7 protein-coding genes are annotated in these 13,985 nt (G+C 44.3%); 4 read left to right on the forward strand and 3 right to left on the reverse strand.

All coding sequences use genetic code 11. The annotated features are described in order from the left end of the window. The 3 genes from AACT19_RS10100 to speA all read right to left on the reverse strand — a co-directional run. Window positions 1-4,353: retention module-containing protein (locus AACT19_RS10100; protein ID WP_131825223.1), on the reverse strand; the 4,353-nt coding region annotated here is incomplete at its 3' end. 663 nt (window positions 4,354-5,016) lie between these two features. Further along, complete coding sequence (gene speB, locus AACT19_RS10105; protein WP_076646136.1) at window positions 5,017-5,946, reverse strand: agmatinase; 930 nt, start codon at window positions 5,944-5,946, stop codon at window positions 5,017-5,019. Beyond that, window positions 5,946-7,853, reverse strand: coding sequence for a biosynthetic arginine decarboxylase (gene speA, locus AACT19_RS10110; RefSeq protein ID WP_076646232.1), 1,908 nt, complete (start codon window positions 7,851-7,853; stop codon window positions 5,946-5,948). The genes speB and speA overlap by 1 nt, the downstream gene beginning before the upstream one ends. A 561-nt stretch (window positions 7,854-8,414) precedes the next feature. On the opposite strand from speA, the gene AACT19_RS10115 reads away from it, so the two are divergent. The 4 genes from AACT19_RS10115 to AACT19_RS10130 all read left to right on the forward strand — a co-directional run bounded on the left by AACT19_RS10115 (window position 8,415) and on the right by AACT19_RS10130 (window position 13,849). Beyond that, a complete protein-coding gene (locus tag AACT19_RS10115; RefSeq protein ID WP_076646138.1) occupies window positions 8,415-9,851 on the forward strand; it encodes a coniferyl aldehyde dehydrogenase in 1,437 nt (478 codons plus the stop codon). After that, entirely contained in the window at window positions 9,848-10,426 is a 579-nt protein-coding gene (locus AACT19_RS10120) for a TetR/AcrR family transcriptional regulator (protein ID WP_017091636.1), read from the forward strand. The genes AACT19_RS10115 and AACT19_RS10120 overlap by 4 nt, the downstream gene beginning before the upstream one ends. A 495-nt stretch (window positions 10,427-10,921) precedes the next feature. Beyond that, a complete protein-coding gene (locus tag AACT19_RS10125) occupies window positions 10,922-12,496 on the forward strand; it encodes an ATP-binding cassette domain-containing protein (protein ID WP_076646140.1) in 1,575 nt (524 codons plus the stop codon). A 114-nt stretch (window positions 12,497-12,610) separates the two neighbouring features. Beyond that, the gene (locus AACT19_RS10130; RefSeq protein WP_076646142.1) at window positions 12,611-13,849 is read left to right on the forward strand and encodes a leucine-rich repeat-containing protein kinase family protein; all 1,239 of its coding nucleotides are present in this window, start codon (window positions 12,611-12,613) and stop codon (window positions 13,847-13,849) included. The last annotated feature ends 136 nt before the right edge of the window (window positions 13,850-13,985 follow it).

Consider the following 13,985-nt stretch of genomic DNA (forward strand, 5'->3'; position numbering starts at 1 on the left):
CATGATTTGAACATCATCACCGATGGTTACATTTAACTGAGACACAAGTGAATCATCGCCATCACTGTCGACGGCGTAGACTGGCAGATCAAAGCTCAGAACGTTATTTGCAAGGCCATCCGCATGGTCTAATGCTTCAAGTAAAGTGAAAGTGTATTGACCTAAATTGGTATCCGAGAAGCTAATCGTGAACACGTTAGTTTCAACATTCGAGCCATCTGTAACAAAGCCGATGTAGCCGCCCGGAGTGGTTGGATCGGCTTTTAGCTCAACTGCCAATCCATTTGATGTGAGAGCACCGCCAACATTGAACTCAGTCGGTTCAATACGGAAACTGGTTACATCATCACTTTGAGTGGTGTAAGTAATGGTTTGAGTTGAGCTAACCGCGCTGCCACTTGGTGAAGAGCCGTCACTCAGACTTGTTTCTGACAAGCTCACTGTTGGCACATTATCAATGGTTGGGATATCACCATCGGTAATGGTCAGAGTGACGGTTGAGGTCAACACATCGTTATCGGAATCGCTAGATGTCACCACGATCGATTTCACGATGTCTTCGCTGAGTGTGTGGTCTAAATTACGATTAGGCTCAAAGCGCACTTCACCTTGAAGCGTGATGAACAACTCACCTTCCGTGAAGCTGAACTGTTGCTCGCCATTATCATTTTGGTCAAGCGTTCGAAGCTGGCCATCATAAGTGAATTGAGTGAGCGTCGCGCCATCGGCACTTTGATTTGGCATCACATCAATGGTGTTAGTTGTCACTGTGCCAGCGGCCAAATCTGCGACGGTTGGCTCGACGATATCTAACGTACTATCTTGCATGATTTGAACATCATCGCTGATAGTGACATTTAACGGAGACATCAGTGAATCATCGCCATCACTGTCTACCGCATAAACAGGTAAATCAAAACTGAGGTCGTTGTTGCCTCGGGCGTCTTGATGATCCAAAGCCTCAAGCAGAGTAAAAGTATATTCACCTAATGTAGTGCTAGAGAAGCTAAGCGTAAATACCGTGGTTTCGACATTCGTCGCACTGGTCGTAAAACCAATGTAGTCACCCGCCCCTGCCGGGTCTTCACGTAACTCAACAGCTAAACCGTTCGATTTAAGATCATCGTTAGTATTGAACTCCGTTGGCTCAATACGGAAACGAACCACATCATCACTTTGATTGGTAAAAGTAATAGTTTGAGTCGAGCTTACCGCGCTGCCACTTGGAGCAGAGCCATCGCTCAGGTTAATTTCAGAAAGCGTAACACTTGGAATAACATCAATCGTCGGGTTATCACCATCAGTGATCGTCAGCGTAATGGTTGAAGTCACCGGATCGTTATCGAAGTCGCTTGAAGTCACGACAATCGACTTCACGATATCTTCACTCACTGAGTGGTCTAGATCGCGATTAGGCTCAAAGCGCACTTCACCTTCAAGGGTGATAAACAGTTCGCCTTCTGTGAAGCTGAACTGCTGTTCTCCTGAAATACTTTGATCCAGTGTGTTTACGACACCGTCATAAGTGAACTGAGTGATCGTCGCGCCATCAGCACTTTGATTTGGCATTACATCAATGGTGTTGGTTGTGATTGTACCGTCAGCAAGATTTGGCTCGGTGATATCTAACGTACCGTCTTGCATGATTTGAACATCATCACCGATAGTCACATTAAGCTGAGACACCAATGAATCGTCGCCGTCCGTATCAACCGCATAAACAGGCAGATCAAAGCTCAGATCGTTCTTATCTAAACCATCTACATGGTCTAACGCTTCAAGCAGAGTAAAGGTGTATTCACCCAATGTGCTCGTAGAGAAAGCAATCGTAAACACTGGGATTTCAGCGCCCGAACCGTTGGTAATAAAGCCAATGTAAGTACCCGGATTAGCCGAATCTTCTTTTATCTCAACCGAAAATCCATTCGATTTAAGTGCACCGCCCACATTAAACTCTGTTGGTTCAATACGGAAACTTGCTACATCGTCGCTGCCTGCGGTAAAGGCAATCGTCTCGGTAGCGCTAACTGTACTTCCGCTTGGCGCAGAGCCGTCACTAAGGTTGGTTTCAGAGAGAGTCACAGGCGGGATCAAATCAATGATCGGATCTTGGCCATCGGTAATACTTAACTCAAGCGTCGAACTATCAGTATCCCCATCACCATCTTCGGCTAAAAATGAGAACTGTTTGACGATAGTTTCACTGCTTGAGTGGTCGATATCACGAGCGACTTCAAAACTGAAGTCACCGTTTAATGAGATAGTGACGACACCTTCAGTAAAACTGAAAGTCTGGGTAGCATCGGGGAGCAGGCTTTGATCGAGTGAGTAATCAACACCGTCGTAGTTAAACGATTGAATTGTAGAACCATCTGCGCCTTCAAAATTGAACAGGTTATACGAAACAATAGTATCGCCCGCTAAGGTCGGCTCGGTGACTGATTCAACCTTATCAACTAACTCAACGACATCGTCTTTAACATTAACGAGGATCTCAGCAGCTTCTGGTGTGTTCGAACCTCCAGACAGTGCAGAACGGTCACCATCTGCATCAACAGCATAAATTGGCAATGCAAAAGTTAGCAGCGCATCTTCAGCGCCTTGATGAGAAAGTTCTTCATAAAGATTAAACTCATAGTTGCCCAATGAAGGGCTATCAATTTTAACGTCAAAGACCGTAATTCTCGAACCATTGACCTCAACATAACCTTCGTAAGTTCTTACACCGTTGGTTTCATCAATCAACTCAAGTAGCACAGCCTCGCCATTTGAAACCAAGGTGCCATTAGTATTAAATTCAGTGGGTTCTAGCTCATAATGGTCAATGATGTCACTTTCAAAAATGTCCGCGGTGATACTGCCAGTGCCAGACACTGGCGCCGTGCCCTCTTGTGAGCCGCCAACAATGCCCGCTTCATCAACATCAATACTGTCAACATTAATGATCACAGGGCTATCGCCATCAGTAATAGCAATGTTGATCGTATTGGTTACAACATCTTGGTCAAAATCGGTAATCGTGATTGGCAAAGCGAACGTCAGTGAATCGGTACCCACTTGTTCTATCGGATTAGACTGCTCGAATTTATAGGTGCCATCGGTATCTAGAGAGATAGTGAGAACAACCTCACCTCGACCTTGGATGGACAGAGTAATCGTTGTTCCATCATCAGAAAGTCTCGCAAGCGTGTTTTGATTATCACTAAGCAACCCATCAAACTGGTCCAGTGCACTTGCATCAAATACGGCTGATTGAAGGTTATCACTACCAATATTTGAGAACGTCCCTTCGATTGCCGCGCTGCTAGTTTCAACGTTAGTGATATTGACACTTTCAACAGACGGATCTATCCCGTCAAACACTGAAACTTGTGCGTTAACGGGTGTTGCTAGCGGGTTCCCAGCGGTGTCTTCACCTTGAATATCAAAGGCAATATCTATTTGATCGCCAGTGTAAGAAACCTGACCACCGCCAACAGACGGTACATGGTCAATCGGCTGAGAAATCGTTGTGGTTAGAGAGAGCTCAATGTTATTGCCAACACTGACGGCATCAATGTCGATACGTAATACTTCGTCGGTACCTTGAACACCAACGATAGAATTAGTCGTCGCGTCATAGGTGAAGATAACGGACTGACCACTTGAAGTAATGTCGCTGTTTAATTCACTAAGTAGTGAAGCGAGGGATAAAGTTTCTGGAATGAAAGAGTCAGGGGCGAGAGCTAAACTACCAGCAATAATCGTTTCTGTCGTTGTTATAGATTGGGGATAGGTATTGCCAGATATGGAGCCTTCAGTCAGTGTTTCACTGATTGATTGGCCACCTGATGAACGAGTGATAGATCTGAATTCTTCTCTGTCTTCATCAACAGTTTGTTCTGCTAGACCAGCGGTCTCAAAGAAAGTCGATGGATGAGTTTCAGTGTAGTTATAGTCAATCGTCACAAAGCCAGCATTTGCAGAACCTAGTCCGCCACCAGCAGCCGTTGCTTCTAAGATTTGAGTCGGATCGGCACCACCTAAAATGGCTTCTTGAATTGCAGCAAGGTCGTCTTCAGTGAAGGTTTCTGCGTCTGCTTGCTGTAAGTCAAAATTAACCTCACCAGCTATTGGGGCATCTACCCATGCAGCGTTTTCATCAACACAACCGACGCAATTCTCTGCAACCGGAATCGAATCATTCTGAACGCCTAATACAAGCTCTGACTTGTTGGCCGTAATCACGATCTCATTTTCACGGATGGTATCGCCAACTGAAACTTTTCTTGCGCTGCCGTCTGGCTTAACTACGACGACATCTCCACTCGTTGCTTCAACTACCGCAACCTGGCGCGAAACTTCAATATCCATACATCCCCCGTTGTCACAAAGCACTATTTTTAAGCGCTGTGAAAATTATTTGTAATAGCAATTTCAGGTTTTAATTGAACGCATACTTAGCTCTCATCAATGGCAGTCCATTGTTATGCCCAATCAGCTTGAAAAGAGAGAAGTATTTCACCTGTTTTTTTATAGTTTACTTACCCTTAAGCCTAGTCTTCCCCATAAAAAATGCCATGTCTGTGCGAAGAGACATCTTTTCGCAAATCCAAGTATTCTTTCAAGGCTTGAAAACCCTAGTCAAAAGTTAGTAGGATGCTGATTGATATGCAAATGAGCGCGCAATATAAAGACACCTCTTCGTTTTATAAATATATACAGTAATAAAGTTGATAAATCATTAGCGAATACAGGGTATTAATAGAGGTAAGCTCTGCATCCTTAGTAAAGCAGAGGCAAGTCCCACCTTTGAGACACAGCTCAGAATCAATGTGATGATTTTTCGCTCACAAACCATGAGATAGACCGTAGAATACGAGCCTTTTAGCCTATTAGTTCACAGCCAAGAAAAGACTACTTACTGAGATGCGAGAATAGAATTTTTGTTGCTCGACAAAACAAAAAAGCCCACTAAGTTGAAACTTAGTGGGCTTTAAAATCAGTATGTAGCGTTACGCTTTTAACAATCAAACACTATGATTTAGCGAGGCGATTTGCCGTCCAAACATAAAGCAGCTCAAGTGCGATAGTTGCACCAGCCAATGCTGTAATCTCGCTTTGGTCATACGCAGGTGAAACCTCAACAACATCCATACCGACCATGTTAATGCCCTGCAAACCGCGGATGATTTTCAGGACTTTATCTGAGTTCAAACCGCCGCATACTGGCGTACCTGTACCCGGAGCAAAAGCAGGATCCAGACAATCGATATCAAACGTTAGGTAAACTGGCTTATCATCAACAATGCCTTTCACTTGAGCAATGATCTCATCCACGCTCATGTCATTCGCTTGCATCGCATTAATGACATTGAAGCCGTGACCTTCCTGTTTATACTCAGTGCGAATACCAATTTGCACTGAATGTTCAGGCGAAATTAAACCTTCATTTGGCGCATGGTAGAACATAGTGCCGTGATCGTAACGACTGCCCTGACTGTAAGTGTCAGTGTGCGCGTCGAAGTGAATCAGAGCCATCTCACCGAACTTCTTGCCGTATGCTCTTAACAAAGGCAGTGTAATGAAGTGATCGCCACCTAAACCTAACAAAGTTTTACCACTGTTTAGAATCGCATCAGCAGCCGCTTCTAAACGCTGAGTTAGGTCTTCTGCATCACCACAATCAAACACAAGGTCGCCAGCATCAATCACCGAGGTGTATTCAAATACATTGAAGTCCCAAGGGAATTTTTTACCTTCCCACGCCAAGTTTACCGACGCACGACGAATCGCATCAGGTCCCATACGAGCCCCCGGACGACCAGACGTCGCCATATCTAACGGCGCGCCTAACACAACCACGTCAGCATCGTTATCAATTGGGTTCTGCACCAAAGGACGACGCATAAACGTCATCGCATTGGAATACAGCGAGTAATCTGGTTTGGTAAATAGATCGTTCATTAAAAATCCTCAAGATAGGTGTAACCCATCAAGCCTTGCTCTAACTCTTCAAGTACGCTTTGTTGCTCTTGTTCTGGTACTTTCGCCGTGACCAATTCTTTGTAGTTCTGACGAATTAGGTCCATATCGATATGAACATAACGCATCATGTCTTCAACCGTGTCGCCTTCATTGATGTAGTCGATATTCGCTTGACCGCTTTCATCAACATTCACCACTACGCTGTGAGTATCACCAAATAGGTTATGCATATCACCCAAGATCTCTTGGTATGCGCCTACTAAGAAAAAGCCCATCAGGTATGGTTCATCTGGATTCCATGCAGGAACTGGCAGAGTCGTTTCAATACCTTGGCCATCAACATACTGGTCAATCGTACCGTCAGAGTCACATGTGATGTCCAATACAACAGCGCGTCGCTCGTCCGCATTATCCAAACCACTTAGAGGTAATACAGGGAATACCTGATCGATACCCCAAGCATCTGGCAACGATTGGAACAACGAGAAGTTAACAAAGAACTTGTCGGCTAAACGCTCGCTCAACTCATCCAAAATAGGACGGTGGTAACGGTTCTTAGTGCTCATACGAGAGCTAAGTTCGTAGTTAATACGCAAAGACATCTGCTCTGCCCAAGCACGGTGCTGAAGATTCAGCATGCCTGTTGCAAATTGGTTGTGCGCTTCTGCGATATCACTTTGCGTGTCGTTATAGATCTCGATCAACGCTCGATCATCGTTACCTGCATCTAGTTCTAAAAAATTCTTCCACATGTTGTTTAGCAACATTGGTGCATCAACTTCAGGCGCAGCCATATCTTCCGGAGAATAGCTTTCTGTACCGATCACGTTAGTAACAAGCACAGCGTGATGCGCAGTCAACGAACGACCAGATTCAGAAATGATCACGGGTTGTGGCTGATTGTAGAGCTTACAGATATCCCCTACTGTCATCACAATATTGCGAGCGTACTCAAGCAAGCCGTAGTTCATTGAGTTTGAAGATTGACTGCGTGTGCCGTCGTAATCAACCGCCAAACCACCACCAACATCTAAGTACTTCAATTGAGCACCGATATCGCGCAGTTCACAGTAGAAACGAGCTGCTTCGCTCACACCATTTCGTACATCACGAATATTGGCCATTTGTGAGCCAAGATGGAAATGCACTAACTCTAGAACATCCAGTTGGTCTTCTGCTTTCAAGCGTTCAATAACGGTCAATACTTGTGATGCAGACAAACCGAATTTCGACTTCTCGCCACCACTTGCTTGCCATTTACCTGCGCCTTGAGAAGCAAGACGAATACGTAAACCTAAACGAGGTTTCACGCCAAGCGCTTTCGCTTCAGAAAGAACAAGATCAAGCTCAGAGAGCTTCTCTAGAACGATAAATACTTTATGACCCAGCTTTTCGCCAATAAGAGCAAGACGGATGTATTCTCTGTCTTTGTAACCGTTACACACGATCACCGAGCTCGCTTTTTGAGCCAGTGCCAATACCGCTAATAGTTCCGGCTTGCTGCCCGCCTCTAAACCAAGCTGCTTCTGCTCTAATTGAGCTTGGCTCGCTAAGATCTCGTCAACCACTTCTTTCTGTTGGTTAACTTTAATCGGGTAAACAAGTAGGTAACGGTTATCGTACTGATATTCGTCGATCGCTTGGTTGAATGCGTTACAGATATTGTGCACACGTTGATGCACGATTTGAGGAAAACGCACAAGAGCAGGCAAACCAATATTTCTCTGCTCTAACTGTTTTACGATCTGACTAAGAGGAACTTGATGATCGGTTTCGCTCGGTGAAACATACACCTCGCCATTATCATCAATTCCATAAAAACCTTGGCTCCAGTGCTTTACATTATACTCAGCACGGATGCGTTCCAAATTAACCGAATTTTCCAATTCTAGAGACCTCACACTATAGGGCCATCGACAGAAGATACCTCATTGGAATAGCGAGGTATAACCCAACAAAAAACGTTCGAAAACGATTTGTTGGCTGCATTAACCGATATTATTAAGAGTGAGTCCAACCATTGATATTTGTGGTTACGATTACGTTTTTTTATCGACGATCCGACTTAAAGTGACAGGTAAGGTATTACAAGGTTTTAGGCCAAAAAACAGGCTGAAGCGCATTAGATTTAAAGCACTTTCTAACAAAAAATCAGGTGAATAAAATACCAAAGACTCGTAAAATGCTTGGCTAATCTGGTCAAGTTAAGTCAGGGTTGTCACAAATATAACCACTTATCTACCAGAACTCTCGCTATCACAAACACAACTTGTATCCCACGATTCGAGGCCTATAAACACTTCGTTCTTCCTACTAAAACTCGCTCACTTCAATGTTGTAACCGCTCAATTTTTGAACTTTTCTCGCGCATATCTTGTATTCGGTTGGATCTTCTTGTAATTTTAACTGACCAACCAATCGGTCAGCTTTCGAATTTAGGGGATACTATGAACCATAATCTAGACCTTGAACCAAACACGTCGAGCACCAACGACATGGATCAAATGTTCAACCGACAAAAAGATCACTACCGCAATAATGTTAATCCTACGCTTGAGCAGAGAAGAAAAGATCTCTCTACCTTAAAAGCATTACTTATACGCTACCAAGAGCAATTGATTAACGCAGTGTCTGAAGATTATGGTCATCGCGCAAAACACGACAGCTTGATTGCTGATATCACCCCTTCTCTTCACCAAATTAATTACAGTGATAAGAACCTTAAGAAGTGGTTGAAGCCATCACGCCGCAAAGCCGGTTTGATGCTGACGCCAGCAAAGATCACGGTCCATTATCAGCCTGTGGGCGTTGTAGGCATTATCGTTCCTTGGAACTTTCCTATAATGCTCTCTTTAGGTCCTCTCATCACTGCGTTAGCGGCGGGCAACACTGCAATGCTCAAGATGTCCGAGTTTACTCCTGCGACCAACCGAGTTTTAAAAGCCATGCTGGCCGAAGGCTTTAGTGAAGATCAAGTCGCGATTATCGAAGGTGAAGCGGATGTTTCCGCTAAATTTAGCCAGCTCCCGTTTGACCATATTCTATTTACTGGGTCGACCTCTGTGGGTAAACACGTCATGAGAGCGGCAGTCGACAACTTAACGCCAATAACTTTGGAGTTAGGCGGCAAGTCTCCAACGATTATTGCTCCCGACTTTGATGTGGCTGACGCCGTTGAACGCATCCTGTTTGCAAAAAGCTTAAACGCTGGCCAGATTTGTGTGGCGCCCGATTACATCTTATTGCCACGAGAAAAAGTCGATGCGTTCATCACAGCTTATAAGCAATACTTCAAAAAGCTGTATAAAGCAGGCATTGAGAGCAAAGACTTAACTTCAGTGATCGATATGCGTCAATACAATCGTTTGAAGGGGGTGATTACCGATGCTCAATCTAAAGGCGCAGTTGTTCACACCGTCACCGAACAAGCGCAAGACGATGTAAACCACAGAATGACGCCGCACCTTCTCACCGAAGTGAACGACGACATGGTCGCAATGCAAGAAGAGTTGTTTGGCCCCGTACTGCCTATCGTTCCTTATGATTCTATTGAAGAAGCGATCAGCTACATCACAACAAGAGAACGTCCGCTTGCTTTGTACTTGATGAGTCATCATAAGCAGACTCAAGATCTATTCTTAACGAGCACGCATTCTGGCGGTGTTTGTATTAACGACTCTTTGGTGCATGTGGCAGCAGAAGACGCACCGTTCGGTGGCATTGGCCCTTCAGGCATGGGACACTACCACGGCATTGAAGGCTTTAAGACCTTTAGCCATGCAAAAACTGTTCTAAGTAGAGGAAAAATTAACTTCACCAAGTTAATGCACCCTCCTTACAACAACCCAATTAAAAAGATTCTGTTCAAAGTACTAAATAGATGATTACGAAAAGGCAAAAAATCCTAGATGCTGCGCTCCTGCTCTTCTCTCAACAAGGGCTAGAGGGCACATCTACCGGACAAATAGCGAAAACAGCCGGTGTGGCGAAAGCGACGCTGTTTCACCACTTCGAGAATAAATCTCTATTGATTGATGAGCTGTTTCGCGAGCTGAAGCTAGAGCTATTCTCGACCCTTCAACCGCACACTGATGTGGCAGTAGATGATCGCTACCAAGCCTTTAAGTTCATGTGGATCACTGGGATTGAATGGGCACTAGAAAATCCGATTGCGATGAAGTTCTTCACCAATGTTCATTTCGACCCAACAACTCAAACTCGAGAAGTGATCGTCTCGCAGATGTTCGCGTCATTAGACGAGATCATTTTGCAAGGACAAGAGGACGGTGAATTGATGGTGTTAGACATTAACCTTGTAAGGCACTTTATCCATAGCCACTTTCTGATTTGTGCAAACTGGCTTATTGAGCAAAACGAATCTCCACCAGAGCAAACATCGAAGTACATCAATGATAGCTTTGATATGTGTTGGCGAGCTGTCGGCGGACAAAACCTGTAATTTGCACATTATTTGAAGCTCTTGCTTTCAAAGAACACTCTAAAGCGCCTCATGGCTATATCTATATATAGGAATGAGGCGCTTTAATTATTTGGATACATTTTAATCACATCACCATATTGACTTTAAGCACCCTCTTTCAGTACTATCCCACCATCATTTCAAAAGAGAATAACGCCATAATGAAGTACTAACATCCTGACATCCGATTTATTTTTATAAAAATCATTTGGACACTCGGGGTTAGTGGGCGTTACTTCGTCATCTATTTTCGCGACAAATCAAGCTCTTAAAGATCCGTTTTTTGACAAGCTACATCTTTAAGATCAGTACCTTAAAGACAGAAATCAGATCAGCACTCTATTTCCTATCTTTGATTGGTACGCTACCTAAGTAACGTCTTTGGCGATCTATACATAGAATTCTGTGTAGGGTTCTATATAGAAAAAGCGCCTCACCCCTTTTACTCGTTTACACGTAAAGGGAGGTATTTTTATGCCTACTATATTAGCCAACAATCTCTCATTCCAACTCGATACTGGTGAGTGGTTATTCAAAGACATCACCTTTAATTTGAGCACTCGCCTCACCGGCCTAGTCGGAAAAAATGGGGCTGGAAAGTCATTGTTACTTTCGTTGCTCGTTGGACTAAAACAGCCCACAACAGGGAGTGTTTCGCGCCAAGGTTCGATCGGCTTTTACTCTCAGTTGCCATCAACGCTACTGGATTCCGCCATCACCATCGCTGACTTCTTAGGGCTCACCGAAAAGTTAGATGCATTAAAAGCGATAGAGCAAGGTAGCTGCGAACTGCAGCACTTCAATATCGTTGGCGAGGATTGGGATTTACAAGCGAGCACGAAGCAACTTTTAGCCACATTGAAAATAACCCGTGGGTTAACCACGCCGTGCCATACATTGAGTGGTGGGCAACTTGCCCTTTTACAGCTTCATCGGTTATTCGCATTAAACCACGACATACTGATTCTCGACGAACCTACAAACCATTTGGATAGCGACGGGCGCAATTGGTTACTGGAACAGTACCAGTTGTTTGAAGGTAAAGTACTTGTCGTTAGTCACGATCGAAGTTTATTGAGACATATGGAAGGGATCTATCACCTCAACAGTTTGGGTATGCATTTCTATAAAGGGAATTACGATCATTACGTCACGCAAATGTCGAGTCAAAGTGAAGCACTGGACAAGCAAATAACGCATCATCAATCGGAAAAGAAACGACTCGAGCGCCAAGCTCAGACTAACAAGGAAAAGGCGCAGCAGCGTGAGGCTCAAGGTAACCGATTCCGAAAATCGGGTAGCCAACCCAAGATATTATTGGATGCAATGAAAGATAAAGCAGGGCGAACCCAAGGTGCATCGGCAACAAGCCACAAGAACTTAAAGGATCAAAACCAACATAAGCTTCAATCTCTTAAAGAACAACAAGAGCAACTGAAGCCGCAAGCGTTGTACCTACAACAAGCGAATTGTTCTAAACAACACTCACTATTAAGCGTTGAAGAGTGTCGCCTGAGTTTTGGTTCTGGTGCTCCTATTAGCTTCTCTCTATCACAGGGAGAACGATGTTATCTAACTGGGGCTAATGGGTGCGGAAAATCGACACTGTTAAAAGCCATTCATGGCCAACACTCGAACTATATCGGCTCAATTAAGCGCTTAGGGGCGACGGTATACTTGGATCAACACTTTGGCTTATTAGACACAAACGACACCATGTTCGATAGCTTGATAACACACAGCTTTGGGTTAACAGAAAGTGACGCGCGAACCTTGTTGGCTGGAATAGGGTTCCGACGAGACTCCGTATACCGAAAAGTGGCACATTTAAGTGGTGGTGAAAAAATGAAACTGGCGATGTTGATCGTTAGCCACAAGCAAGACACCCCACTTCTATTGCTCGATGAACCGGACAACCATCTAGACATAGACTCACAACAAATATTGGCGTCCGCTTTGCGTGGATACAAAGGCGCATTTATCTTGGTGAGTCATGATGCTGATTTTGTTGAGGAGGTCGGCGTCAGCCAAAACCATATACGACTTTAACCTTCGTAGATTCGTTCACTTAGATTAGTTAAGCGAGCATCGTTCCGGTGCTCGCATTTCTTGATTGAGACAAGTAAACTACGCGCCTCGAACATCTATTCATAAGGCTAAGGTTTGCATACTCTAGAACAATTAAAATCAGGGCAACTCAAAGGTATTAAGCGCTTAAAACTGTCAGAAAGTCTCACCGAGTTTCCATTAGAGATCTTAGAACTCGCCGATTCGCTAGAGATTCTGGACCTTTCAGGAAATCAGCTGTCAGATTTACCTGTTGAGTTATCGCAGCTGACCAGCCTGCGTATTATCTTCGCGTCGAATAACCTGTTTACGCACCTGCCTGATGTTCTGGGGTCACTTCCTAAGCTTGAAATGGTTGGCTTCAAAACGAACCAAATCAAAACCGTTAGCGAGCAATCTCTGCCTACTCAACTACGTTGGTTAATCCTGACCGACAATGAGATTGAGGCTCTGCCTAGCTCACTAGGTGAAAGACCACGACTACAAAAGCTCGCATTGGCGGGTAACAAGATTCGTGTTCTACCAGAAAGCATGGAAAACCTATCAAACCTTGAGCTAGTTCGTCTGTCTGCAAACCAGCTGACTGAATTCCCTGAGTTCCTAATCAAGCTACCAAAACTGGCTTGGTTAGCGTTTGCGGGTAACCCGTTTTGTAAACACCCAAGCAGCTTAGATAGCGTGCCTGCCGTGAGTTCGCAGTGCTACTCACTAAATCAAGTACTTGGACAAGGTGCGTCTGGTGTGATTTCTCATGCTAACTGGTTAAACGGTGACTTTGATTTCCCACAAGAAGTGGCGGTTAAAGTATTCAAAGGCGAAGTGACCAGTGACGGTTACCCACACGATGAACTTGAAGCGTGTCTTCAAGCAGGCCAACATAGCAACCTAGTGAAATCTATCGCTCAAGTCGACGAGTCAGACTACCTAGCGTTAGTCATGGAGCTTATCCCAAGCAACTATTACAACCTCGGTTTGCCCCCTACTCTTGAAAGCTGTACTCGCGATACGTTCAATGAAGGCTTTGAGCTTTCAATTGCTCAGATCAACAGTATTACAGATCAGATGATTGATGTGTTTGAACACCTTCATGCCAACAAGGTCTGTCATGGTGATTTATACGCACATAACACTTTGGTTAATGAACAAGGCCAAATGATCTTTGGTGACTTTGGCGCTGCGACTATCTACGGTTACCTAACTGAAGAACAGCAACAAGGCATTCGCCGAATTGAAGCGCGTGCATTGAAGTACTTTATTGAAGACCTACTGACGGTTTGTGCAAAGCAAGACCAAGACAGCGAGCTTTATACTCGATTGGCGAACTTCAAAGCTTAATGGCTTAACTTAATAGCTTAATAGCGCGTTGATTAGAAGTACTCGGTAGAATTGAAAACAACAAAGCCAACATCACTGTTGGCTTTTTATTCTTGGAACATCACTCATTTTAATGGGCAAGCAAGGTCGACTAAAA

The sequence above is a fragment of the Vibrio sp. 10N.222.47.A9 genome, from assembly GCF_963872585.1.
Taxonomy (GTDB): domain Bacteria; phylum Pseudomonadota; class Gammaproteobacteria; order Enterobacterales; family Vibrionaceae; genus Vibrio; species Vibrio splendidus.